We start from the raw sequence: 25,387 nt of genomic DNA, 5'->3' as shown, positions 1-25,387 counted from the left end.
TCTCAGCGATCTCGTTCTTGGCTTCCCCCCACCTCGGTCCGCATTCCGCTACGCTGCATGCGAACCGATCCTCCCCCTCCAGGGGAGGATGGGCATCGTGTGTGTGGGAGAGTGACAGAACCCGTCGACCGCCTTTGCGTCACCGCGCGCACCAGCCGATGATGCAATACTAACCCTGTTTTGCCCGACGCCGCAAACCGTTTTCGGTAAGTCAGAAATTCTTCAAGCTTTTCAACCCCATCGCTACTGTGCATGGGGTTGTTTTTTCACTTCGGTTTTGGAGGCGCGCTTACCCCGCCCCGGCGCGCTTCTTCTGCCAGACCAGATGCACCACGCAGCTGCAGCCCGGCGGATGCGAGGCGAGGTCCTCGGGCATCTCGTCGTTGGCCGGCTTTGCCGCGAAAGCCTTGTCCTCTCGCGACGGGATGTAGTTCAGCACCGGCGCGAGCCAGCGTTCGGCTTCCGCGACGCTCATGCCCTTGCGCGCGGCGTAATCCTCGACCTGGTCGCGCTCGATCTTGCCGACGCCGAAGTAATAGCTCTCGGGGTTCGCGAAATAGAGCCCCGACACGGAGGAGCCCGGCCACATCGCAAAGCTCTCGGTCAGCTTCACGCCGGCCGTGTTCTCAGCATCGAGCAGTTCGAACAGCGTCGCCTTCTCGGTGTGGTCGGGCTGCGCGGGATAGCCGGGCGCGGGACGGATGCCCTGGTACTTCTCGAGGATCAGCTCCTCATTCGACAGCGCCTCGTTCGGCGCATAAGCCCAGAACTCGCGGCGCACGCGGGCATGCATGCGCTCGGCGAAAGCCTCGGCGAGGCGGTCGGCCAGCGCCTTGCACAGGATCGAGGAATAATCGTCGTTGGCCATCTTGAAGCGATCGGCGACCGCATCCTCGCCGATCCCTGCGGTGACGACGAAGCCGCCGATATAGTCCGGCACGCCGGCGGGCGCGATGAAGTCGGCGAGCGCGGCGTTGAAGCGGCCTTCGCGCTTCTCCAGCTGCTGGCGCAGCGTGTGCAGCGTCGCGATCGGCTTGGCACGGCTTTCGTCGGCATAGAGCACGATGTCGTCGCCTTGCGCATTGGCCGGCCAGAAGCCGATCGTCGCGCGCGCCCGGAACCACTTCTCCTTCACGATGGTGTCGAGCATCTTGCGCGCGTCGTCATAGAGCGAACGCGCGACCTCGCCGACCTTGGCATCGTCGAGAATGGCGGGGAAGCGTCCCGCGAGCTCCCATGTCTGGAAGAACGGCGTCCAGTCGATGTAGGGCACCAATTCAGCAAGGTCGTATTCGTCGAAGCTGCGGATGCCGAGGAAAGTCGGCTTCACCGGCTTGCTCTTGGCGAAATCGACGGGCACGCGGTTGGCGCGGGCATCGGCGAGCTTCAAGCGCTTCTTGTCGGCCTGCGCACGCAGATGCGCCTCCGAGATTTTTGCGTACTCGGCACGCACCTCGGCGGCATAAGCCTCGCGCTTCTCCGGCGAGAGCAGCGCGGAGGCAACGCCGACGGCGCGGCTGGCGTCGTTGACGTGCACGACGGGACCGGCGCGATAGCTCGGGTCGATCTTCACGGCGGTGTGCACGCGGCTGGTGGTGGCGCCGCCGATCAGCAGCGGCAGCTTCAACCCTTCGCGCTGCAATTCGCTGGCGAAGAACGCCATCTCGTCGAGCGATGGCGTGATCAGGCCGGAGAGCCCAACGATGTCGGCCTTCTCCGCCTTCACGATCTCGACGATCTTCGCCGCGGGCACCATCACGCCGAGGTCGATGACCTCAAAATTGTTGCACTGGAGCACGATGCCGACGATGTTCTTGCCGATGTCGTGGACGTCGCCCTTCACCGTCGCCAGCACGATCTTGCCGGCGGACGAGGAGCCCTCGGTGCCGATGCCATTGGCAAGGTTGCGCGCCTTCTCCTCTTCCATGAACGGCATCAGCCAGGCCACCGCCTGCTTCATCACGCGGGCGGACTTCACCACCTGCGGCAGGAACATCTTGCCGTCGCCGAAGAGGTCGCCGACCACGTTCATGCCGGCCATCAGCGGGCCTTCGATGACGTCGAGTGGACGCGACGAATTCTTGCGGGCCTCCTCGGTGTCCTGCTCGATGAACTCGGTGATCCCATGCACGAGGGAATGCGACAGGCGCTTCTCCACCGGCCATTCGCGCCAGGCGAGATCGGCTTCCTTGCTCTCGGTCTTCTTGCCGCGGAATTTCTCGGCGAGCGCCAGCAGCCGCTCGGAGGCGCCCGCGTCGCGATTGAGGACGACGTCCTCGCAGGTCTGGCGCAGCTCGGGATCGATGTCGTCATAGACGATCATCTGCCCGGCATTGACGATGCCCATGTCCATGCCGGCCTTGATGGCGTGATACAGGAACACCGAGTGCATGGCCTCGCGCACCGGCTCGTTGCCGCGGAACGAGAACGACAGATTGGAGACGCCGCCCGAGATGTGCGCGCCGGCTAAGTTCTGGCGGATCCAGCGCGTCGCCTCGATGAAGTCGACGCCGTAATTGTTGTGCTCCTCGATGCCGGTGGCGATCGCAAAGATGTTGGGGTCGAAGATGATGTCCTCGGGCGGGAAGCCGACCTTGTTCACCAGGATATCGTAGGCGCGCTTGCAGATCTCGGTCTTGCGCGCGAACGTGTCGGCCTGGCCGACTTCGTCGAAGGCCATGACGACAACGGCCGCGCCGTGGCGGCGGGCGATCTTGGCTTCAAGGATGAACTTCTCCTCGCCTTCCTTCATCGAGATCGAGTTCACGACCGGCTTGCCCTGCACGCATTTCAGCCCGGCCTCGATCACCGAAAATTTCGACGAGTCGACCATCACGGGGACGCGGGCGATGTCGGGCTCGGCGGCGACGAGGTTGAGGAAGGTCACCATCGCCGCTTCGGAATCGAGCAGGCCCTCGTCCATGTTGACGTCGATGATCTGCGCGCCGTTCTCGACCTGATCGCGTGCGACTTGCAGCGCGGCGGTGTAGTCGCCATTGGTGATCAGCTTGCGGAATTTCGCAGAGCCCGTGACGTTGGTGCGCTCGCCGACATTGACGAACGGGATCGCGTCCGTCAGCACGAACGGCTCGAGCCCGGAGAGCCGCAGGCGCGGTTCGACCTCCGGCACGATGCGCGGCTTGTGCGGGGCGACGGCGGCTGCGATCGCCGCGATGTGGTTCGGCGTGGTGCCGCAGCAGCCGCCGACGATGTTGACGAGGCCGTCGCGCGCGAACTCGCCGATCAGGCGGGCCATATATTCGGGGCTCTCGTCATACTGGCCGAATTCGTTCGGCAGCCCGGCATTGGGATAGGCGCAGACGAGCGTGTCGGCGACGCGGCCGATATCGGCGATATGCGCCCGCAGATCCTCGGCGCCGAGCGCGCAGTTGAAGCCGATGGTGACGGGCTTGGCGTGCCGCACCGAATTCCAGAACGCCTCCGGCATCTGGCCCGAGAGCAGGCGGCCGGATTTGTCGGTGATGGTACCCGACACCATCACGGGCACGTCGATGCCGCGCTCTTCGGTGATCTCGGCGATCGCATAGAGCGCCGCTTTGGCGTTCAGCGTGTCGAAGATGGTCTCGACCAGGAGCAAATCGACGCCACCGTCGAGCATGCCGTTGATCTGTTCGCCATAGGATTTGCGCAAATCGTCGAAGGTGACGGCGCGGTAGCCGGGATTGGAGACGTCCGGCGAGATCGAGGCGGTGCGGTTGGTCGGGCCGATGGCGCCCGCAACGAAGCGCGGCTTGCCGTCCTCGGCTTCGACGCGCCGTGCAGCGTTGCCGGCGAGGCGGGCGCCTTCGCGCGCCATCTCGTAGACGATGTCGGCAAGGTCGTAATCGGCCTGTGCGATCGACGTGGTCGAGAAGGTGTTGGTGGCGACAATGTCGGCGCCAGCACGCAAGTAAGCGGCGTGGATGTCCTCGATCGCCTGCGGCTGGGTCAGGATCAAGAGGTCGTTGTTGCCGCGCAGGTCGCGATGGAAGTTCTTGAAGCGCTCGCCGCGGAAGGCGGCCTCGTCGAGCTGGAGATTCTGGATCATCGTGCCCATGGCGCCGTCGAGCACGAGGATGCGCTCGCGCGCGGCGTTGAGCAGGGCAGTTCGCTTCGGAGAGGTGGGCACGGTCATGTGTCTCAAGCCGCCTTCTGCGCGCTCTTGGCGCGAATGCCGAGCAAATGGCTGATCGCGAACACGAGATCGGCGCGGTTCATGGTGTAGAAGTGGAAGGTGTCGACGCCGCGCTTGGCCAGCTTCTGCACCTGCCCGGCGGCGACCGTCGCGGCCACCAGCTTGCGGGTTTCGGCATCGTCGTCGAGGCCGTCGAATTTCGCGGCGAACCAGTCCGGCACGGTGGTGCCGGCGCGGGTGACGAAATTGCGCGCCTGCTTGAAATTGTGCATGGGCATGATGCCCGGCACGATCGGGATGTCGATGCCGCGGGCACGGACGCGGTCGAGATAGCGGAAGTAGAGATCGTTATCGAAGAACACCTGCGTGATCGCCCGCGTCGCGCCGGCGTCAACCTTGGCCTTCAGCGTGTCGATGTCGGCGTCGAAGTCACGCGCTTCCGGGTGCTTCTCCGGATAGGCCGACACGCTCACTTCGATGTCGGCATGCCGCTTCTTGATTCCCGCGACGAGCTCGGCCGAGCTCTGGTAGCCGTCGGGATGGCTGCAATAGGGCGTGCCGATGCCGCCGGCGGGATCGCCGCGCAGGCCGACGATGTGGCGGACGCCGACCTCGTGATAGCGGTCGACGATCTCGTCGATCTCGCCGCGCGAGGCACCGACGCAGGTCAGGTGCGCGGCCGGCAGCAGCGCGGTCTCCTTCAGGATGCGGGCGATGGTCGAGTGGGTGCGCTCGCGGGTCGAGCCGCCGGCACCGTACGTCACCGAGACGAATTTCGGGTCAAGCGGGGCCAGCCGGTTGATGGTGTCCCAGAGATTGCGCTCCATCTCCTCCGTCTTGGGCGGAAAGAACTCGAAGGAGATTGCAGGCCGCCTCAGGTGCCCCTCTGCTGTCGCAGGCGTCGTCACGTCAGTCATGGCACCACTCACTCCAATGTCAGGCAGCGGTCGGGTCTACCTTGGAGAGGCTAAGATACGCCAAAGGCGGTTTGGCCGACAGCCCATCGGTGATGGGAAATTGCCCATCTTAGTGCTATTGGGACAGAAGTTTCGATAGAGGAAAGAGAGGTGGGAAGTGCGTCGGTAGCTCGATGTGCCAGATAATGCTGAATTTTTGAGCTTACAGATCGCCCTTGATGTCCGATTCTTGAAGTGGGCAAAAGAATCTTTAGCTTTGTGCGCTCCGGTTGTCCCAACTGGAGGCTCCCGTTACCCGCCGGTTCGTACACGTCAGGCCTGCGCAGCCTGCCCATTGCCGCGGCACAGCACTCCATTACGTTAACGCGCCATGATCCCGCTCTCAGTCCTCGACCTCTCGGTCGTCACCACCGGCACCAAGCCCGCCGCGGCACTGCGCAACAGCATTGATCTGGCGCGCCATGTCGACGGGCTCGGCTATGTCCGCTATTGGCTCGCCGAACATCACAACCTCGCTTCCGTCGCGAGCCCCGCGCCGGACGTGATGATCGGGCAGATCGCGGCGGTGACGAAGCACATCCGCGTCGGCTCCGGGGGCGTGATGCTGCCCAACCACGCGCCGCTGGTCGTCGCCGAGCGCTTCAAGATGCTGGAGGCGCTGTTTCCCGGACGCATCGACCTCGGTCTCGGCCGCGCCCCCGGCACCGACGGCGCCACCGCCTACGCGTTGCGCAGCCGGCTCGACCGCCGCGAGGGCGACGATTTCCTGGAGCGGCTGCACGAACTGATTCTATGGGAGACCCGCGAATTCCCCGCGGGCCATCCCTACAACAACGTCGTCGCCATGCCCGACGACACCAGGCTGCCGCCGATCTGGCTGCTCGGCTCCAGCGACTATTCATCGGAGCTCGCCGCGCAGGTTGGCATGGGCTTCGCCTTCGCCCATCATTTCGCCTCCCACGACGCGATCGACGCGATGGTGCATTATCGCAACCGCTTCCAGCCCTCGGCCTGGCGCGCGGCCCCGCATGCGATCCTCGCCGTCGCGGCCATCGCGGCCGACACCGATGAGGAAGCCGAAAGGCTTGCGAGCTCCTTCGACCTCAACCGTCTTCGCCGCGACCGCGGCCAATATCTGCCGCTGCCGAGCGTCGAGGAGGCGCTGGCCTATCCCTATACGGATGCCGAGCGCATCTCGATCCTGCGCAACCGATCGCGCCTGTTCGTCGGCAGCCCGGCGACAGTGCAGAAGAAGCTTCAGCCGCTGATCTATGCCAGCAAGCCGGACGAGCTGATGGTGATCACCGCGGTGTTCGACCACGAGGCGCGGAAGAAGTCGTATTCGCTGCTGGCGGAGGCGTTTAGGATCAAAGCGGGCACATAACGCTCTCGTGCCCCGGACGCAACGCGTAGCATTGGCAGTCCACGTCTCGCGGCCTCGGGGTCCCGGCTCGCGCTCCGCGCGTCCGGGACACGAGATCAATCCTGCGTCTCGCTGAACGTCGCGCGGAACGGATGGCCGGGATAGACGCCGACGATGCGGAATTCGCGCGAGAAGAACTTCAGCTCTTCGATTGCAAAGGCGAGGCCCTTGTCGTCGGGGTGACCGTCGACGTCGGCATAGAACTGCGTGGCGAAGAAATTGCCGTCGACCATGTAGCTTTCGAGCTTGGTCATGTTGACGCCGTTGGTGGCAAAGCCGCCGAGCGCCTTGTAGAGCGCGGCCGGCAGGTTGCGCACCCGGAACACGAACGTCGTGACCAGCGAACCCGAATTTTGCGCGGCCCATTTCGGCTCGCGTGCCAGCACCACGAAGCGCGTAGTGTTATGCGCCTCGTCCTCGATGTCCTCGGCGAGGATATCGAGGCCGTAGATCTTTGCGGCGAGGCGCGAGGCGATCGCGGCGACGCTCTTGTCCTTGCGCTCGGAAATGTCACGGGCGCTGCCGGCAGTGTCGGCATGCACGATCGGCTTGATGCCGAGCTTGCGGATGATGCGCCGGCACTGGCCGAGCGCATGCACATGGCTCTCCACGCTCTTGATGTCTTCGAGCCTGGTGCCCTTCACCGCCATCAGCTGGTGCCGGACCGGCAAGAACCATTCGCCGATGATGAAGAGGCCGGAGGCCGGCAGCAGATGGTGGATGTCGGCGACGCGGCCGGCGACCGAATTCTCGATCGGGATCATGCCGAGATCGGCCTCGCCCGAGGAGATCGCCGACAGCGCGTCCTCGAAGGTGGCGCAGGGCATCGGCTCGGCGTCGGGATAGGCCTCGACGATGGCGATGTGGGAATTGGCCCCAGGTTCGCCCTGGAATGCGATCTTCATCTTGCTCATGATCGGCCTTGTAACAGCGCCTCAGGATTTGGAAAGGATGCTGCGCGCGGTTTCGAGATCGGGCGGCGTGTCGACGCCGCGGGGCACGCTGTCGACGATCATGATGTCGATACGCATGCCGGCTTCCAGCGCCCGGAGTTGCTCCAGGCTCTCCTGGCGTTCCAGAGGCGAAGGCGGCAGCGACACGAACCGGTTCAGCGCCGCGCGGCGATAGGCATAAAGGCCGATATGGTGGTAACGTGGTCCGTTGCCGTAAGGCGCAGTGGCACGGGTGAAATAAAGTGCCCGCAGCCGCCGCGGCCCGATCGGCGAGCCGATCGCCTTCACGACGCTCGGGGCGAGGTCCTCCTCCTCGGTGTGGATCTGGGACGCCAGCGTCACGATGTCGACCGCGAGGTCGTCGAAGGGCGGCAGCACCTCGCGGATGGTCTGCGGCGTGATCGTCGGGAAGTCGCCCTGGAGATTGATCACGATTTCGGCCTTGCCCTCGGGATCGAGCTTCTGCATGGCCTCGTGGATGCGGTCGGAGCCGGAGGGGTGGTCGGAGCGGGTCATCACGGCCTCGCCGCCATGGGCCGTCACCACGGAGGCGATCTCCGGCGTGTCGGTTGCGACCGCGACCCGGCCTATCGCAGCGGCCTCCGCGCGGCGCAGGACATGCACGATCATCGGCATGCCCGCGATGTCGGCGAGCGGCTTGCCGGGCAGGCGGGTGGCGGCCATGCGGGCCGGGATAAGCACCAGGATGCGGGGGTCGATCATTGGGTTCAAAGGTCTGGGGTCAAGGGCCTGGAAACGGGGCGTTTTCCGCGCCGAGAAGTGGCTGGGGACGGGCTGAAAGCGGGGTCGCTTATACGGGTTGCCAGACCCCGGGCAAACCGATATCTCAATGGCAAAACTCGGGGAAACAATGGGAATGTTTGATTCTCCCGAGGCGCGTCCTGGCGGCCGCTTGGGCCGCTGTTTCCTTCTTGCGGTGGGGCCTAGCCGGAAATGGACTCTTTCGAACTCAATAAAATCATGGGTGCCGTGCTTGGCACCTGTCTTTTTCTTCTGGTGACCAGCTTCACCGCCCAGGCGCTGTTTTCGCCCAAGATGCCGGAAAAGCCGGGCTTCGAGATCGCAGTGAAGCAAGATGCCGGCGGCGGCAAGGAAGGCGCCGCTGCCGCCGCACCGTCCGAACCAATCGAGAAGCTGCTCCAGACCGCCTCCGTCGAGAAGGGCTCAGCAGCGGCCAAGAAGTGCGGCGCCTGCCACACCTTCGAGAAGGGTGGTCCGAATCGCGTGGGTCCGAACCTCTATGGCGTCGTCGGCGAGGCCAAGGGCCAAGGCCGTGGCGGCTTCAACTTCTCGGCTGCCTTGAAGGGCAAGGGGGGCAACTGGACCTTCGACGATCTCAACAAGTTCCTCGCCAATCCGAAGGGCTTCATTCCGGGCACCGCCATGGGCTTTGCCGGTATTGCCAAGGATTCCGAGCGCGCCGATGTGATTGCCTATCTGAACTCGCTGTCGGAGAGTCCGCAGCCACTGCCGACTGCGTCGAAATAAGGTCCAAGAAACCGTCTCGGAATTTGCGGCCAGGCTCAAGAGCCTGGCCGTTTCCTTATCCGGGCCTCGCGGCGACGTTATCGGGGCGTTTGGCCGCATCCGAGAAGCCGGCCGGGCTTTCAAGATGAGGAAAAAGCAACATATTCGGTCGAAACCTCGCCTATATTGGGAACTTAAAGGAGTAGCCTCCTTCAAGACAGGGATGTTGATTTGGCCATTACCCGACGCGATCTCCTGCTCACCGGCACTGCTGCCGCAGCGCTTCCCGCCCTCGGTTCCTTCGCGGGCGTTTCCATCGTCGGCGCGGCGCATGCACAGTCTTCCAACGAGCTGCCGTGGCGCCACGCATTGTCACTGTTCGGTAAGGTGAAGTACCCCGCCGACTTCAAACGTTTCGATTACGTCAATCCGGACGCGCCGAAAGGTGGCGTCGCGCGCCAGATCGCGGTGGGCACATTCGACAATTTCAACATCGTCGTCTCCGGTGTGAAGGGGCAGGTCGCCGGCGCCGTCGCCTTCATCTACGAATCCCTCACGACGCCCTCGCTCGACGAGGTCTCGACAGAATACGGCGCACTCGCCGAAGCGGTCAGCCATCCCGACGATTTCTCTTTCGTCACCTACCGCTTGCGGCCGCAGGCAAAATGGCATGACGGCAAGCCCGTCACGCCGGAGGACGTGATTTTCTCGCTCGAGTCCTTCAAGAAGCACCACCCGATGTACTCGGCCTATTACAGCCACGTGGTGAAGGCCGAGAAGGTCGGCGAGCGTGAGGTGAAGTTCGTATTCGACGCGCCCGGCAATCGCGAACTGCCGCAGATCGTCGGACAGCTCACGGTCTTGCCGAAACATTGGTGGGAGGGCACGGACGCCCAGGGTCGCAAGCGCGATGTCTCCGCCACCACCTTGGAGGTGCCGCTCGGTTCGGGCCCCTACAAGGTCAAGGAATTCGTAGCCGGCCGCTCGATCGCGCTGGAGCGCGTCAAGGATTATTGGGGCCGCGATTTCGCGATCAATGTGGGCCGCAACAATTTCGACGAGCTGCGCTACGAATATTTCCGCGACGGCACTGTGGCGATCGAGGCCTTCAAGGCCGATCAGGTTGACTGGCGCACCGAGAACAGCGCCAAGAACTGGGCTACGGCTTACGACTTCCCGGCCGTGAACGAAAAACGCGTGATCCTCGAAGAGTTCGCCAATCGCAGCTCCGGCGTGATGCAGGCGTTCGTGCCGAATCTGCGCCGCGCCAAGTTCAGCGATCCGCGCGTGCGGCGTGCGCTCAACTACGCCTTCGACTTCGAGGAGATGAACAAGCAGATATTCTACGGTCAGTACAAGCGCATCAGCAGCTATTTCGATGGCATCGAGGAGCTCATGGCGACCGGCGTGCCGCAGGGCAAGGAGCTTGAGATCCTGGAGACGGTCCGCGCGCAAGTCCCGCCCGAGGTCTTCACGACGGCCTACAGCAATCCGGTCGGCGGCAACCCGGAAGCCGTGCGCGATAATTTGCGCGAGGCGCTGCGGCTGCTCAAGGAGGCCGGCTACGAGGTGCGCGATCGCAAGCTGGTCGACGCCAAGACCGGTGCCCAGTTCACCCTGGAGCTGCTGAACTCTGATCCGAGCTTCGAGCGGATCACGCTGTTCTACAAGCCGTCGCTTGAGCGCCTCGGCATTGCCGTGAGCGTGCGGACGGTCGATCCGACCCAGTACGAGAACAGGACCCGCGATTGGGATTTCGACATCATCACGAATTCATGGGGCGAGTCGCAATCGCCCGGCAACGAGCAGCGTGAGTTCTGGTCGTCGAAAACAGCCGATATCGCGGGGTCTCGCAATATCGCCGGCATCAAGAATGCGGCCATCGACAAGCTGATCGAGCGGGTGATCTATTCCACGGACCGCGACGACCTCGTCGCCGCCACCAAGGCGCTCGACCGCGTCTTGCTTTGGAATCACTATGTCGTGCCGCAATGGACCTACAACAAGGTTCGTACCGCGCGCTGGGATCGCTTCGGCCGGCCGGCGGAATTGCCCAGATACGGTCAATCCAGCTTCCCGTTCATCTGGTGGTATGACGCAGACAAGGCGGCGCGGATCGCAAAGAAGTCGTGAAGGACATTGCCCGCATGACGCAGATGTCACGCCGCCATGTGTTGGCCCTGGGTGTTGGCGCTCTGGGTGCGTCCATCGGCACGCCGTTGCTACGCAGTGCGCGGGCATCGGAAGCGTCCACGGAGGCCCACGGCATCTCCGCGTTCGGCGATCTCAAATACCCCGCCGATTTCCGCCATTTCGATTACGTCAATCCGGCTGCGCCAAAGGGCGGCACATTCTCGCTGATTCCGTCAACCAAGTCGCATAACCAGTCCTACCAGACCTTCAATTCGCTCAACGCTTTCATCCTGAAGGGCGATGGCGCGCAAGGCATGGACATGGCGTTCTCGCCGCTGATGGTACGCGCCAGCGACGAGCCGGATGCAATGTACGGGCTTGCCGCGAAATCCGTGCAGATTTCGCCGGACCGGCTGGTCTATCGCTTCACGATGCGGCCGGAGGCGAAATTCCACGACGGCACCAAGCTCACCGCGCACGATGCGGCGTTCTCGCTGACGACGCTCAAGGCCAAGGGCCACCCGCTGATCATCGTCAACATGCGCGACTTCGTAAGCGCTGAAGCGATCGACGATGCGACGCTCGTCGTCACCTTCGCCAAGGGACGCGCCCGCGATGTGCCGCTCTATGTCGCCGGACTGCCGATTTTCTCGAAAACGTACTACGCGTCGCGACCGTTCGATGAATCGACGCTGGATGTTCCGCTCGGCTCCGGTCCGTACAAGGTCGGCAGGTTCGAGGTCAACCGCTTCATCGAGTTCGAGCGGGTCAAGGACTGGTGGGCCGCCGATCTACCGCCCTGCCGCGGTAGCTATAATTTCGATGTCGTGCGGTATGAATTCTACCGCGACCGCGATGTCGCCTTCGAAGGGTTTACCGGCAAGAACTATCTCTACCGTGAGGAATTCACCTCGCGCATCTGGGCGACGCGCTATGACTTCCCGGCCGTGAAGGACGGCCGGGTCAAGATGGAGGTCGTGCCCGACGATACGCCCTCCGGTGCGCAAGGCTGGTTCATCAATACGCGGCGCGAAAAGTTCAAGGACCCGCGCGTGCGCGAGGCTCTGATCAACGCCTTCGATTTCGAGTGGACCAACAAGACCATCATGTACGGCGCCTATGCCCGTACGGTGTCGCCGTTCCAGAATTCTGACCTCATGGCGGGCAATGCGCCGCCCTCGCCGGAAGAGCTGAAGCTGCTGGAGCCGTTTCGCGGCCGGGTTCCCGACGATGTCTTCACCGCGCCGTTCACGCCGCCGGTCAGCGACGGATCTGGACAGGATCGCGGCCTGTTGCGCAAGGCGCAGCAACTGCTCAACGAGGCCGGCCTGCCGATCAAGGATGGCAAGCGGATGCTGCCGAACGGCGAGGCGTTCAGGATCGAGTTCCTGCTGGACGAGCCGTCGTTCCAGCCGCATCACGCGCCCTACATCAAGAATCTGGCGACGCTCGGGATCGAAGCCAACATACGCCTCGTCGATGCCGTGCAGTACAGGGCGCGCCAGGACGAGTTCGACTTCGACTTGACGATCCAGCGCTTCAGCATGTCGGCAACGCCGGGCGATGCCATGCGTTCGTTCTTCTCCTCTCAGGTCGCGGCGACCAAGGGCTCCTACAATCTCGCAGGGATCGCCAGTCCGGCCATCGACGCCATGATCGAGAAGATCATGGCGGCGGATAGCCGCGAAGAGTTGACCGTTGCCTGCCGCGCGTTCGATCGCTTGTTCCGCGCCGGCCGCTATTGGGTGCCGCAATGGTACAACAAGACGCATCGGCTGGCTTACTGGGATCAGTTCGGCCATCCACAGAAGCTGCCGCGTTATGCCAACGGCGTCGGCGCCCCCGACATCTGGTGGCATGAACCGGCCAAGGCCGCCAAGCTCGAGCAGGCGAAATAATCATGAGCGCTTACATCGCCCGCCGTCTCCTCCTGATGATCCCGACGCTGCTGGGAATCCTCTTCGTGTCCTTTGTCGTGGTGCAGTTCGCGCCGGGCGGTCCGGTCGAGCGCGTGATCGCGCAGCTGTCGGGGGCCGACACCGGCGGCACGTCACGCATTTCGGGCGGCGGCGATTTTGCGCAGCGCGCGCCTGGGCAGGTTGGCGCCGGCGGCGATGCCGTCAACTCGAAATATCGCGGCGCGCAGGGGCTCGATCCCGATTTCATCAAAAAGCTGGAGGTGCAGTTCGGCTTCGACAAGCCGGCGCCCGAACGCTTTCTCCTGATGGTGTGGAATTTCGCGCGCTTCGATTTCGGCAAGAGCTATTTCCGCGACGTCAGCGTGATCCAGCTGATCAAGGAGAAGCTGCCGGTTTCGATCTCGCTCGGGATCTGGCTGACGCTGGTCACTTATCTGATCTCGATCCCGCTCGGCATCCGCAAGGCGGTCAACGACGGCGCGCGCTTCGATACCTGGACGTCGACCGTTCTCGTGCTGGGCTATGCCATTCCCGGCTTCCTGTTCGCCATCCTCCTCATCATCCTGTTCGCCGGCGGCTCCTTCTTCAACTGGTTCCCGCTGCGTGGTCTGACCTCGGACGGCTGGTCGCAGTTTCCCTGGTACTGGAAGATCGTCGATTATTTCTGGCACCTGACGCTGCCGCTGATCGCCATGGGATTAGGGGCGTTCACCACCATGACGTTCCTGACCAAGAACTCGTTCCTGGACGAGATCCGCAAGCAGTATGTCATGACCGCGCGGGCCAAAGGATGCAGCGAGAGCCGGGTGCTCTACGGCCATGTCTTCCGTAACGCGATGCTGATCGTGATCGCAGGCTTTCCCGGGACTTTCATCCACGCCTTCTTCTCGGGGTCGCTGCTGATCGAGACCATCTTCTCGCTGGACGGGCTGGGGCTGCTCAGCTTCGAGAGCGTGCTCAACCGCGACTATCCCGTGGTGTTCGGCACGCTCTACATCTTTTCGCTGGTCGGCCTCGTGATCAATCTGATCTCCGACCTGACCTATATGTGGATCGACCCCCGGATCGATTTCGAGGCGCGGGAGGTCTGATGACGTTGACCGCGCCGACGCCGATCGAGACCACGGCGAAGTCGCCGCTTGGCGATGCCGTGCCGATCACACGCAAGGCGTTCGCTCCGTCGCCGCTCAACAAGCGACGCTGGCAGAACTTCAAGGCGAACCGTCGCGGCTACTGGTCGTTCTGGATCTTCATCGCCCTGTTTGTGATCTCGCTGTTCGCCGAGTTGATCGCCAACGACCGGCCGTTCCTGATCAAGTTCGACGGCCGGCTCTATTGGCCCGCCTTCGTGACCTATTCGGAGACGACCTTCGGCGGCGATTTCGAGACGGCCGCCGACTATCGCGATCCCTATTTGCAGAAGCTGATCAAGGACAAGGGCGGCAGCATCGTCTGGCCGCTGATCCGCTATTCCTACGACACCCACAATCTCGATCTGCCGACGCCGGCGCCATCGCCGCCGACCTGGATGCTGACCGAGAAGCAATGCCAGCCGGTGGTGGAGAAGAAGGGGCTGAAGAGCTGCCGCGACCTTGAGTACAACTGGCTCGGCACCGATGATCAGGGGCGCGACGTGGTCGCGCGGCTGATCTATGGCTTCCGTATCTCGGTGCTGTTCGGCCTGTGCCTCACCATCGTTTCGTCCGTCATCGGCATCGCGGCCGGCGCGGTGCAGGGCTATTTCGGCGGCTGGGTCGATCTGATCTTCCAGCGCGTCATCGAGATCTGGACGGCGATTCCCTCGCTCTATCTGCTCCTGATCCTGTCCTCCGTGCTCGTGCCCGGCTTCTTCGTGCTGCTCGGCATCCTGCTGCTGTTCTCCTGGGTCTCTCTGGTCGGTCTCGTCCGGGCCGAGTTCCTGCGCGGGCGGAACTTCGAGTACATTCAGGCGGCACGGGCGCTCGGGGTCTCCAATCAGGTCATCATGTTCCGCCATTTGCTGCCGAATGCGATGGTCGCGACCATGACCTTCCTGCCCTTCATCCTGTCGAGCTCGGTGATGACGCTGACGGCGCTCGATTTCCTCGGCTTCGGCCTGCCGCCGGGCTCGCCTTCGCTGGGCGAATTGCTGTCCCAGGCCAAATCCAATGTGCAGGCGCCCTGGCTCGGCTTCTCTGGCTTCTTCTCCGTTGCGATCATGCTGTCGCTCCTGATCTTCATCGGCGAAGCCGTGCGCGACGCCTTCGATCCGCGCAAGACGTTCAGGTGAGGGCGTGATGGACGCGATCAACCAGCCTCTGCTTGCCGTGCGCGATCTCTCGGTGGCCTTTCACCAGGGCGGCGCCACCACGCTCGCGGTCGACAAGGTCTCGTTCCAGATCAAGCGCGGCGAATGCGTTGCCCTGGTCGGCGAGTCCGGCTCCGGCAAGTCGGTCAGCGCGCTCTCGATCCTGAAGCTGCTGCCCTATCCGAACGCCTCGCACCCCTCGGGCAGCATCCGCTTCAAGGGCCAGGAGCTGATCGAGCGGTCGGAGCAGGAGATGCGGGAGATTCGCGGCAGCGACATCTCCATCATCTTCCAGGAGCCGATGACCTCGCTCAATCCGCTGCACACGATCGAGGCGCAGATCGGCGAGATTATCCAGCTGCACAATCCGACCAGCAATGCGCAGGCGCGCAAGCGGACGCTGGAGCTGTTGACCCAGGTCGGCATCCCCGAGCCCGAGACGCGGCTGAACAGCTATCCGCACCAGCTCTCCGGCGGCCAGCGCCAGCGCGTGATGATCGCGATGGCCCTCGCCAACGAGCCGGACCTGTTGATCGCGGACGAGCCGACCACGGCGCTCGACGTCACCGTGCAGGCGCAGATCCTGGCGCTGCTCGCCGAGATCCGTTCGCGGCTCGGCATGAGCCTGCTCTTCATCACCCACGATCTCGGCATCGTGCGCCGCATCGCCGACACAGTCTGCGTCATGAAGAACGGTGAGATCGTCGAGCAGGGACCGGTCGAGCAGGTCTTCAGGACCCCGAAACATCCCTACACGCGCGACCTGCTCGCGGCGGAGCCGAAGCCGGATCCTGCGCCACCACAGCCGGATGCGCCCGTGGTGATGTCGGTCAATGATCTGAAGGTCTGGTTTCCGATCAAGCGCGGCCTGATGCGCAAGACGGTCGGCCACATCAAGGCGGTCGACGGCGTCAGCGTCGCCGTACGCAAGGGCGAGACGCTCGGCGTGGTCGGCGAATCCGGGTCGGGCAAGACCACGCTGGGCCTTGCGCTGCTGCGGCTGATCTCCTCGAACGGGCGCATCGTCTTCCTCGGCAAGGACATCCAGGGCCTGCGCTTCAAGGAGATGCGGCCGTTCCGGCGCGACATGCAGATCGTGTTCCAGGATCCGTTCGGCTCGCTCTCGCCGCGCATGTCGGTCGCAGACATCATCGCCGAAGGCCTCTCCGTGCATCAGCCGGGCCTTTCGCGCGAGGAGCGCGAGGCGCGCGTCGTCAAGGCGCTGGAGGACGTCGGGCTCAATCCCGAGACGCGCTTCCGCTATCCGCATGAATTCTCCGGCGGCCAGCGCCAGCGCATCAGCATCGCGCGCGCGGTGGTGCTGGAGCCCGATTTCGTCGTGCTGGACGAGCCGACCAGCGCGCTCGATATGCTGTTTCAGGCGCAGATGGTCGACCTGTTGCGCGAGCTCCAGCGCAAGCGCGAGCTCACCTACATGTTCATCTCGCACGATCTGCGCGTCGTCGCCTCGCTCGCCAGCCACCTTATCGTGATGCGCGGCGGCAAGGTCGTCGAAGAGGGGCAGGCCGCCGAGCTGTTCAAGAATCCAAAGACCGATTACACGCGCGCACTGTTCGCGGCGGCATTCCGGCTGGAGACGGCCGGGAATGGGTCAGTGGCGACGTAGCGTCGCTCATTACGGACACGCGAGCGCACAAGTCACCCTCGGAAAAGCAGCGACCCAATCCGTCATTCGGCAGCGGCGTCCCGCGCGTGCCGTTCACGTTCAGAGGCACGCGGCTCACTGGAATCTCTTCTGGCGTAACGCACGCCGCGCGGCGAATCGCCGAAGCGAGCCCGGAACAAGCGATTGAAATGCGAAACATCCGAGAAGCCGACTTCAAGGGCAATATCGGAAATCCGCTGCGCGCTAAGGCGCGCCTCGGTCAGTAGCTTGAGTGCAAGCTGGAGGCGCAGCTCATTCACGTGCCCGGTAAACGATGATCCTGCCGACGCCATCAGGCGCTGTAGGTAGCGAGGCGAGATGCCTTGGCGACGAGCGACGGCCTCGACCCTAAGTCCCGGGTCCTGAAAGTGTGTCGCGATGTAGCCGAGTACGGCGCTGTGGCGCGCGGCGACGACAGCACTGGCGTCGCTATCGCCCAAGGGGGCGCACTCGCCGACCGCGAGGGCCGTGAGATCATAGATGTGAGCTACGACCGCATCACACAGCTTGGGCGCGGCCAGAGCGCCCTCCTTGAATGCCGACTTGAGATAAGCCAGGAGAAGGCGGAGCGCTTCAGTTCGCTGGGGAATTAGCCGCATGGCCAGGCTTTCGATGTCCGCCACGCGCTGCGCAAGCGCGTCGCGCGGCACCGCCAGGCCGAACAGCAGTCCGTCGACGTAGGTGACAGTAGCGGGCTCCGAATGCAAAATCGCGAGTGCGTCGCCGCCGCAGAGCTCAATCTCCCGCCCCCGCTGCGACAGCTGACTTCTGTTAGGTGAGCAGACGATGAGCCCGATCGAGTCATCGCCATCGGCAAGGCTCGCTTTCAAGCGCTTGAAACGCATGGAAGAGCCTTTCAGTGCAAGGGTGCGCAAACCCCGGTTCGCCTGCAGGGTCGCGTCAGCATGAAACGGAGCATTCGATAGGGACTCGATGTCGGCGTGGACTATCCCGCGCACAAAGCTCTCGCGCCATAGCGGAAGTCGCATCCGCTCCGGAAGTTCGCGCGTTGAGAATCTGTGCGATACAAAATCGGCTGCGTCCGTAGACATGAGGGACCTCCAGCCTAGATAAAACGTCGGGTTGAAATGCTGCGTCGACGCTGTCGTTATCCGCATTTTGCAATTCGCGCACCAACCGTCTTCGTAAGGTACGCAGAACTCCAAGAACTTACATCCTTGGTTTGCTAGTCTCATTCACCTGTGATGGATGCCGATGTGAACTGGCTCACGTGGCGCCCAAAAAATAACGCCAATAATGATTGCGAATTCGCGGTGAGAAAATCTCCTTTAAGAGGAGACTATCGTGATAGGTCTATTTCTAATTGTCGCCATCGTCTCCGGTTTGAACGTCCCTGGCGGAGTGAAATCGCAAATCCAGCTTTACGACGTCATTCGCGATTGGTCGAACTCAACGACCCGCGGTGCGGACTGTTCTGCAGCACTGGGTGTTCTCTGATACCGATTTCGTGTCGGGCTTCGTCATCAGGGTTTGTTGAACACAAATGTTCTCTGGCGCCGTTCGTCTTACCGCCGGTTGAAATGGACGAGAGTTATCGCGGGGGGGGCAGCGGTGATGTTCAAGCGAGGGTTCGATCATGTTCACCATAGTAGACATACTTTACCGGGAGTACTGCCGCGCCCGTCTCGCCGAAATGCGAAAGCAGCTTTTGATATCGGTTGCCGGCGGCGAGAACCTGGAAGCGCCATGGGAGACCGGTGATCCTTGCGATGACGACGATCAGAGTGGCGGCTGGACGACGAAAGAACCCCGGCCATCGGGCAGTTGGAGCGCGTAAACGCATCGTTCGGTCTGAGGCTCGCTCGGCCGCCCAAGCTCCGGAGCATCTGAGCGTCTCATTGACCTATCCGATGAGGGCTTCCGCAGACGCCGGGCAGGTCCGCAGATGCATGATAGAGTTCACACCTCAACGCGGTTGATCGGTGAAACTTCGCCGGAGTTCCGGGCCGATGGCCGCGACCTGCGCATCGATGTTTGTCGGGGGATCGCGCTGTGGTGGATCTTTCTTGACCATGTTCCTAACAACATCGGAAGCTGGCTGACACCGCGCAACTACGGCTTCTGCGATGCTGCCGAGATATTCATGTTCGTCTCGGGCGTGACCTGTGCGCTGGCCTACGGCAGGGCACGGCAGCGCGAGGGCTGGAGCGGCACGATCGGCCGTTCGCTGCGACGGGGATGGGACATCTACGCCGCGTTTCTGCTGCTCACGCTTGCCTGCGCCGTCTTCGTTTACCTCGCGGGGAGCGATGATCTTGCCGACGAGAGCAATACGCGAGTTCTCCTCGAGAGCCCGGGGCCGACGCTGGCGCACGCTGCAATCCTGCAATACCGCCCCGTCAATACCGACGTCTTGCCAGTTTTCGTGATGTTTCACGTGTTGTTCGCGCCGCTGCTGTGGCTGCTGCTGCGAGCGCCAAAGGTAACGTTTGGAGTTTCGTTCCTGCTCTATGCACTCGTGCATGCATTCGGTTGGAGCGTTCCAGCTTGGCCCAACGGCGTCTGGTTCTTCAATCCGCTGGCTTGGCAGCTTCTCTTCGTGCTTGGCGCGTGGTGCGTCATCGCGGGAGAGACGATCCGACCCTGGGTGATGTCGCGCACGGTGCTTGCTCTCGCTGCTCTTTACCTGGCTTTCAGTTTGGTTCTTGCACTGAGTTGGGGCATCCATCCGCCGGTTCCGCAATCCTTTACGGCTCTACCGTTTGATAAGTCCAACCTTGGTCCGTTGCGGTTGCTACATTTTCTGGCCCTTGCAATCGTGGTGTTGCGGCTCATTCCCAGGAATTGGCGCGGACTATCGACGCCGGTGCTGCACTGTGCGAAGTTTTGTGGTGAGAATTCGCTGCCAATCTATTGTCTCGGCGTGCTCCTGGCGCTTGCGGGCCACCTTGCGCTGCTCGACATCTCCGGGGGGCTCATGATGCAGATCATGCTCAGCATCGCCGGGATACTGATGATGATTTTCGTCGCGGGGCTTCTGAACACGATCAACAACAAGCTGGCGACAGCCCCCGCTGGCGCTCCCGATCGAGAAGGTCGGGCCGGCGTTCTCACGTTGTTGGGCGAGTGAAACTCTTTCGCCCAAGAGCGGCGTGCGGCCATCTCGGCCGCAACGTCGCCTTCCAAAGAGCAAAGCCGGCGCAACGCTTCATGATCAGTGGCGTCGATCTACGCGGCGCGCTCCTTGTCTGATTGTTCCTCGCGCGTGGTCGCAGTCTCTTCCAGCCGCTTTTCGTAATTGGCCTCGAACCTCTCGATGCTATCGGCCCACATCCTAAGCACGGAGACCTGAAAGTGCATCATCGGCTTCAAAGCGTTCATGCCGATTGCTGTCGCGGCGGCGATGCGCCGTTGCGGTTCGCTCGCGAGATGGTTCGCAGGGGTCTTGTCTGCCATGGTGTTCCTCCTTCGCTTGCGGTGCTATGACCTAAAGTCACCTCTCGGGTTTTGCATTGCGTGCTTCTAAGCACTCGGCCAAAACTTGATCTGCCGCGATTCGCGCACATTGGTCGTCATGCAGTTCATCCAGCTTTTTCAAGTAGGCGACTGCGACAATTTGCAAGAGAGCGAAATCCTCTTCGCCAGTAGTGCGAAGATTGGCGATGTAGCGGTAGAGGGCGGAACGCCCGTTGTCGTTCTCGCTGATGCCGCTGTGGAGCAGCAAGTGGTTTCGCCAAGCGAACGCACACGCGCCTTCTCTGGCCTGAGAACTCATGGGCACCTCCCAAAGCCAGAGAAAGACTGACGCCGCGTTTCGTTCCGCAAATCCCCCATATGTAACGTTGTTCCGTAGCTGCGCCGCGACGTGCCTATGTGCCGAGGTGACAGTGGCCTTTCGAGTCCGGATTGCGGCGGGACCGTGCGTGGAAAATGAGAGGTTCCGTTACGTCAGCAATCGCGTCCGAAACCTGTTCGGACACCTAGAATTGGGTCCGGGTTTACGATCCGCTTGATCCACGTCTACAGCCGCTTGATCGCGGCGAGGTCGCTGCCGGCCTGCCTGATCCGCGCGATCGCCGGCTCGATCGGCTCGATCACCGTGGCCATATGATACGCATTGGCATGGACCATGGAGCCGGCATCGCGCACGATCGCGACGTGGCCCTTCCAGAAGATCAGATCGCCCCGCCGCAGGCTGCTCCGCTCATGCGTCTCCAGCGCGCGGCCGAGACCTGCCAGCTGCATGTCGCTGTCGCGCGGGCAGCCGATGCCTGACGATGTCAGCGAGACCTGCACCAGGCCCGAACAGTCGATGCCAAGACTGCTCTTGCCGCCCCAGAGATAAGGCGTGCCGACGAAGCGCTCGGCAACAGTGACGAAATCCGGCTCGCGATGATCGAGCGGCGCCAGATGCGTCCTCGGCAGGAACGTTCCGTCGCGCGCCACCGCGAAGGGCCCATCCTCGCGGACGATCGTGAGCTTCGATCCCAGCACCAGCGTGTCCGCCGGCGGCAGCTTGATCGAGGGGCCGGGAAACGCAAACGTCCGCAGCGCGCTGACGACATGGGTCGGGGCCGCCGCAGGCCGCGCCAGTGCTGCGTCGGGAAGCCAGCCGACATAGCCGTCGCCGTTGAGCTGGCCCCAGGCCCAGCCTTCGCCGTTGCGGTCATAGACCGTGACGCGTTCGCCGCGCAGCGCCTCGGTCATCAGCATCGCACCCGGTGACGGTTGCTCGCGCACCGGTGCAACCGGCTCGACCACCTCGAATTCCTCGCCGCTGACGTAGCGATCCGCCTCGACCTTGCCTTCAAGATATTTCGCGGCGATGTCGCCCCGTGCCGGCGTTATTCTCGGATCATGCATAACGTTCGCTCAGGAGTGCGTAGATGGCCCGCGCAGCCTGGCACTCGCCGCCTTCGGGCCGCGCCGGCTTCGCCGACGGCGTCCAGCCGTAGATGTCGACATGCAGCCAGCTCCCGGCATGCTCGACGAAACGTTGCAGGAACAGCGCGCAAGTGATCGAGCCGGCAAAGCCGCCGGACGGGGCATTGGTGATCGTTGCCGACTTGGAGTCCAGCCACGCGTCGTAGGGCGGCCAGAGCGGCATGCGCCACAACGGATCGTTCTCCTTCGCCGCGCAACGCGCGACATCGGCGGCCAGCGTCTCGTCATTGGTATAGAAGGGCGGCAGATCCGGACCTAGCGCCACGCGGGCCGCGCCGGTCAGTGTGCCCAAGTCAATCAGCAGCTCCGGTTTCTCCTCATCGGCCAGCGCCAGCGCGTCGGCAAGCACCAGGCGTCCTTCCGCGTCGGTGTTGCCGATCTCGACCGTGATGCCCTTGCGCGAGGTGAAGATGTCGAGCGGGCGGAAGGCATTGCCGGCGACCGCGTTCTCCACGGCCGGAATCAGCACGCGCAGCCGCACCTTCAGCTTCGCGTCCATCACCATGCGCGCGAGCGCCAGCACGTTGGCTGCGCCGCCCATGTCCTTCTTCATGATCAGCATGCCGCTCGACGGCTTCAGGTCGAGTCCGCCGGTGTCGAAGCAGACGCCCTTGCCGACCAGCGTCACCTTGGGATGACCAGAATCGCCCCAGCCGATGTCGATCAGCCGCGGTGCGCGGCTGGAGGCCATGCCGACGGCGTGGATCAGCGGGAAGTTCGTCTTCAAATCCTCGCCGATCGTGCAGGCGAAGCTTGCGCCGAACTCGGTCGCGAGCGCTTGCGCGGCCGCGGCGAGCTCCTCCGGTCCCATGTCGTTGGACGGCGTATTGATGAGGTCGCGGGCTAGCATGGCCGCATCCGCGATGCGGTCGATCTCGGTCGCGTCGACGCCGTCAGGCGGCACCAGCCGGACCTCGGGCCTGTCCGCCTTGCGGTAGCGCGCGAAGCGGTAAGTGCCGAGTACGAAGGCGAGTGCTGCGAGCCGTGCGTCGTGCGGTGCATTGGCGAAGCGATAGGCCCCCGGCGGCAGCAGGCCGGCCAGGGCGCCCGGCCTGAACAGGTCGCGCGATTTCGCACCTTCGCCCTCGAGACCGAACAGCACCTGCGCGATCGTACCATCGGAGGCAGGCAGGGCGAGATAGGCGCCCGGCTTGGCGGAGTAAGCGCTCGCGGCGGCGAACTGGCGTTGCGCCGGCGGCAGCGTCTCGCGAACGGCATCCCAGCTCGTCTTGGTGACGAAGGTGATGGGGATGGCAATTGAGGTCGTCTCGAAGACAGAAGGCATTGCGGATCCGGATCAACAAGGTCATGCGAACGGACGAGACTTCGCAGAGTTTCGCCGCCGCTGCAATCGGCTTCGCCATCGAGATCGGTTCCTGCGCCGCGTCGAAGCTGGATCAGGCCGCAGCGCTCGCGCGCCGGCTGTTGATGCGCCGCAGCTTCTATGATGAAGCGGAGCCGGATTGGACGCATGCGTTCTGCACCTACGTCGTCTCGGCGCCGCGCGAGGGCGTCGAGCTTCAGGTGCGACGAACAGCCGAATTGCTGCGCGACCTGAACGAGGAGTTGAGAGCGATCGGCGTCGATCTCGACCTTGGCGGCGAAGCACCGCCGCGGGCGCTGCCATGGGGCAGGCAGGCTGACGTTAACCCCCCGTTAGGGTTAACGGTCTATTGCTGGCACGTTCGGCTCGATCAATTGGCTCGAGAGTCAAAGCGTCATGCGTCAACGGTTTAGTGCTGCCCGGCTTCTTGCGTCCGCCTCGCTCGTCGCGATGGTGGCGATCAGCCTCGGCGGCTGCACGGCCATGTCGAAGCTCTCCGACGTCACGGGCTCGGTCGGGACGCGCGCGGAAGCTGCCCCCACCGATCCGGCGCGCGCGACCGAAGTCTATGGCGAGCGCTATCGCGCCAATCCTAAGGACGCCGAAGCCGCGCTCGCCTATGGCCAGGCCCTGCGCGCCAATGGCCAGCGTGCCCAGGCGGCTGCCGTGCTCGAGCAGGCGACGATCGCCAATCCCGGTCACAAGGCGCTGCTCGCCCAATACGGCCGTGCGCTCGCCGACAACGGCAATTTCCAGCAGGCCTTCGACGTGCTGTCGAAGGCGCATTCTCCCGACAATCCGGACTGGCGCCTGCTCTCGGTACAGGGTACCGCGCTCGACCAGATGGGCCGTCACGAGGAAGCGCGCTCGTACTACGCGAGCGCGCTGAAGATCGCGCCCGGTGATCCCGGCGTGCTCTCCAATCTCGGTCTGTCCTACATGTTGACGAGGGACCTGCCCAAGGCCGAAGAGGCGTTGCGGCAGGCTTACGCTTCGCCGCGCGCGAGCGCCCGCGTGCGGCAGAATCTCGCTCTGGTCGTCGGTCTCCAAGGTCGCTTCGCCGAGGCGGAGACCATCGTGAAGGCAGACCTGCCGCCGGATCAGGCCGCGGCCAACGTCGCCTATCTCAAGGACATGCTGAGCCGCAACGATGCCCCGCGCAGCGCTCCGAAGCGGACTCCGGTCGCCTCGCTCAGCCAGCCCGACTGATTAGCTATCTCTACTGCACGAGGGCGCCGGCGAACTGCGTGCCGTCTCGCCCGTCAGTGCAGCTCGGTGATCTTGATGCCCGTCGGTCCGAGAATGACCACGAACAGCACCGGCAGGAAGAACAGGATCATCGGCACCGTCAGCTTCGGCGGTAGCGCGGCGGCCTTCTTCTCGGCTTCGTTCATGCGCATGTCGCGATTTTCCTGCGCCATGACGCGCAGGGAATGCCCGAGCGGTGTACCGTAACGCTCTGCCTGCTGAAGCGCGAGACACACCGACTTGACGCCTTCGAGCCCGGTGCGCCGCGCCAGGTTCTCATAGGCCATCTTCCGGTCCTGTAAATAGGACAGTTCGGCCGTGGTCAGCGCGAACTCCTCCGAAAGTGCGATGGACTGGCCGACGATCTCGGTCGCGACCTTCCGGAACGCCATTTCAACCGACATGCCGGATTCGATGCAGATCAGCAGCAGGTCGAGCGCGTCGGGAAAGGCGCGCTTGATCGAGAGCTGGCGCTTGGAGATCGCATTCTTGAGGAAGAGCATCGGCGCCTGAAGGCCGAGATAGGCTGCGCCGATGCAGATGCCGATCTTGATCGGCATTGGCTGCTCGAGGTGCGCGATCAAGAAGACGTAGATGGCGGCGCCGACGAAGAGCGCGAGCGGAGCGACCGCGCGGGCAAAAAGGAAGGTGATGTAGGGAGCCTGGCCGCGATAGCCCGCCATGATGAGCTTGTCCCGGGCGGCTTCCTGCGCCACCCATTTGGTGAGGTTGAAGTCCTCGACCACCTTGGAGACGAGCTGCTTTGGAGTCTGGCGCAGCGAAACCTTTTCGTTCTTGTTGAGGCGCTCGCGCTCGCGCTGCCGCAAGCGCTCTCGCTCGCTCGCTACCGCCTTCATGCGCTTGGAGAGGCCTTCGCCGGCAAACAGCGGCATCACCAGCGTATAGACGGTGGCGCTGGCGGCAATGGCCGCCAGCAGCATGGTCATGAAGCGGACGTCATGTAGCTTCGAAACGAGAAACTCGACCAT

General features: G+C 63.4%; 20 protein-coding genes. 10 read left to right on the top strand and 10 right to left on the bottom strand.

What is annotated here, in order from left to right; translation table 11 throughout:
- Positions 1–289 precede the first annotated feature (289 nt).
- Both metH and metF read right to left on the bottom strand, forming a co-directional pair.
- Positions 290–4,135, bottom strand: a complete 3,846-nt coding sequence (gene metH / locus BCCGELA001_RS33010) for a methionine synthase (protein WP_060737186.1) — start codon at positions 4,133–4,135, stop codon at positions 290–292.
- A 5-nt stretch (positions 4,136–4,140) separates the two neighbouring features.
- Positions 4,141–5,052, bottom strand: a complete 912-nt coding sequence (gene metF / locus BCCGELA001_RS33005) for a methylenetetrahydrofolate reductase [NAD(P)H] (protein ID WP_008547022.1) — start codon at positions 5,050–5,052, stop codon at positions 4,141–4,143.
- 370 nt (positions 5,053–5,422) lie between these two features.
- Between metF and BCCGELA001_RS33000 the strand changes: the two genes are divergently transcribed.
- The gene (locus tag BCCGELA001_RS33000) at positions 5,423–6,436 is read left to right on the top strand and encodes an LLM class flavin-dependent oxidoreductase (protein ID WP_008547019.1); all 1,014 of its coding nucleotides are present in this window, start codon (positions 5,423–5,425) and stop codon (positions 6,434–6,436) included.
- A 95-nt stretch (positions 6,437–6,531) separates the two neighbouring features.
- On the opposite strand, the gene BCCGELA001_RS32995 is transcribed toward BCCGELA001_RS33000, so the two are convergent.
- On the bottom strand, positions 6,532–7,389 hold the full coding sequence (locus tag BCCGELA001_RS32995; RefSeq protein ID WP_060737185.1) for a prephenate dehydratase: 858 nt from the start codon (positions 7,387–7,389) through the stop codon (positions 6,532–6,534).
- A 21-nt stretch (positions 7,390–7,410) separates the two neighbouring features.
- Positions 7,411–8,151 (bottom strand): 3-deoxy-manno-octulosonate cytidylyltransferase, encoded by a 741-nt coding sequence (locus BCCGELA001_RS32990; RefSeq protein ID WP_008547014.1) that lies wholly within the window; start codon positions 8,149–8,151, stop codon positions 7,411–7,413.
- A gap of 231 nt (positions 8,152–8,382) precedes the next feature.
- Here BCCGELA001_RS32990 and BCCGELA001_RS32985 point away from each other — a divergent pair, with 231 nt between their 5' ends.
- The 6 genes from BCCGELA001_RS32985 (at position 8,383) to BCCGELA001_RS32960 (ending at position 16,882) form a co-directional block, all read left to right on the top strand.
- On the top strand, positions 8,383–8,937 hold the full coding sequence (locus BCCGELA001_RS32985) for a c-type cytochrome (RefSeq protein WP_008547012.1): 555 nt from the start codon (positions 8,383–8,385) through the stop codon (positions 8,935–8,937).
- A gap of 210 nt (positions 8,938–9,147) precedes the next feature.
- Positions 9,148–11,049: an extracellular solute-binding protein gene (locus BCCGELA001_RS32980; protein WP_008547010.1), complete on the top strand. Its 1,902-nt coding sequence runs from the start codon at positions 9,148–9,150 to the stop codon at positions 11,047–11,049.
- A gap of 14 nt (positions 11,050–11,063) precedes the next feature.
- On the top strand, positions 11,064–12,947 hold the full coding sequence (locus tag BCCGELA001_RS32975) for an extracellular solute-binding protein (protein WP_060737986.1): 1,884 nt from the start codon (positions 11,064–11,066) through the stop codon (positions 12,945–12,947).
- A gap of 2 nt (positions 12,948–12,949) precedes the next feature.
- Positions 12,950–14,059: a microcin C ABC transporter permease YejB gene (locus BCCGELA001_RS32970; RefSeq protein WP_008547006.1), complete on the top strand. Its 1,110-nt coding sequence runs from the start codon at positions 12,950–12,952 to the stop codon at positions 14,057–14,059.
- Positions 14,059–15,237, top strand: coding sequence for an ABC transporter permease (locus BCCGELA001_RS32965; RefSeq protein ID WP_060737184.1), 1,179 nt, complete (start codon positions 14,059–14,061; stop codon positions 15,235–15,237). Before BCCGELA001_RS32970 ends, BCCGELA001_RS32965 begins: the two co-directional genes overlap by 1 nt.
- A gap of 7 nt (positions 15,238–15,244) precedes the next feature.
- Entirely contained in the window at positions 15,245–16,882 is a 1,638-nt protein-coding gene (locus tag BCCGELA001_RS32960; RefSeq protein ID WP_008546991.1) for an ABC transporter ATP-binding protein, read from the top strand.
- A gap of 62 nt (positions 16,883–16,944) precedes the next feature.
- Here BCCGELA001_RS32960 and BCCGELA001_RS32955 read toward each other — a convergent pair whose 3' ends face one another.
- A complete protein-coding gene (locus tag BCCGELA001_RS32955; protein ID WP_060737985.1) occupies positions 16,945–17,973 on the bottom strand; it encodes an AraC family transcriptional regulator in 1,029 nt (342 codons plus the stop codon).
- A gap of 854 nt (positions 17,974–18,827) precedes the next feature.
- Between BCCGELA001_RS32955 and BCCGELA001_RS32945 the strand changes: the two genes are divergently transcribed.
- The gene (locus BCCGELA001_RS32945) at positions 18,828–20,012 is read left to right on the top strand and encodes an OpgC family protein (RefSeq protein WP_083543478.1); all 1,185 of its coding nucleotides are present in this window, start codon (positions 18,828–18,830) and stop codon (positions 20,010–20,012) included.
- A gap of 98 nt (positions 20,013–20,110) precedes the next feature.
- Here the strand turns inward: BCCGELA001_RS32945 and BCCGELA001_RS32940 are convergent, their stop codons facing one another.
- The 4 genes from BCCGELA001_RS32940 to BCCGELA001_RS32925 all read right to left on the bottom strand — a co-directional run bounded on the left by BCCGELA001_RS32940 (position 20,111) and on the right by BCCGELA001_RS32925 (position 23,111).
- On the bottom strand, positions 20,111–20,338 hold the full coding sequence (locus BCCGELA001_RS32940; protein ID WP_008546984.1) for a hypothetical protein: 228 nt from the start codon (positions 20,336–20,338) through the stop codon (positions 20,111–20,113).
- A gap of 37 nt (positions 20,339–20,375) precedes the next feature.
- Positions 20,376–20,657, bottom strand: a complete 282-nt coding sequence (locus BCCGELA001_RS36630) for a hypothetical protein (protein ID WP_008546981.1) — start codon at positions 20,655–20,657, stop codon at positions 20,376–20,378.
- Between the two features lie 245 nt (positions 20,658–20,902).
- Entirely contained in the window at positions 20,903–21,745 is an 843-nt protein-coding gene (locus BCCGELA001_RS32930; RefSeq protein WP_008546979.1) for a C40 family peptidase, read from the bottom strand.
- Positions 21,738–23,111 (bottom strand): leucyl aminopeptidase family protein, encoded by a 1,374-nt coding sequence (locus BCCGELA001_RS32925; protein WP_060737182.1) that lies wholly within the window; start codon positions 23,109–23,111, stop codon positions 21,738–21,740. The genes BCCGELA001_RS32930 and BCCGELA001_RS32925 overlap by 8 nt, the downstream gene beginning before the upstream one ends.
- Positions 23,112–23,134: 23 nt before the next feature.
- On the opposite strand from BCCGELA001_RS32925, the gene BCCGELA001_RS32920 reads away from it, so the two are divergent.
- Together BCCGELA001_RS32920 and BCCGELA001_RS32915 are read left to right on the top strand one after the other, a co-directional pair.
- Complete coding sequence (locus tag BCCGELA001_RS32920) at positions 23,135–23,563, top strand: hypothetical protein (RefSeq protein ID WP_144441616.1); 429 nt, start codon at positions 23,135–23,137, stop codon at positions 23,561–23,563.
- Complete coding sequence (locus BCCGELA001_RS32915; RefSeq protein ID WP_060737181.1) at positions 23,547–24,359, top strand: tetratricopeptide repeat protein; 813 nt, start codon at positions 23,547–23,549, stop codon at positions 24,357–24,359. Before BCCGELA001_RS32920 ends, BCCGELA001_RS32915 begins: the two co-directional genes overlap by 17 nt.
- 53 nt (positions 24,360–24,412) lie before the next feature.
- Here the strand turns inward: BCCGELA001_RS32915 and BCCGELA001_RS32910 are convergent, their stop codons facing one another.
- The gene (locus tag BCCGELA001_RS32910; RefSeq protein ID WP_060737180.1) at positions 24,413–25,387 is read right to left on the bottom strand and encodes a type II secretion system F family protein; all 975 of its coding nucleotides are present in this window, start codon (positions 25,385–25,387) and stop codon (positions 24,413–24,415) included.

It is taken from the genome of Bradyrhizobium sp. CCGE-LA001 (assembly GCF_000296215.2).
In the GTDB taxonomy this organism is placed as follows: Bacteria; Pseudomonadota; Alphaproteobacteria; order Rhizobiales; family Xanthobacteraceae; genus Bradyrhizobium.
The sequence above is the reverse complement of the archived record's forward strand: the minus strand, read 5'-3'. Positions and strand labels throughout refer to the sequence as shown.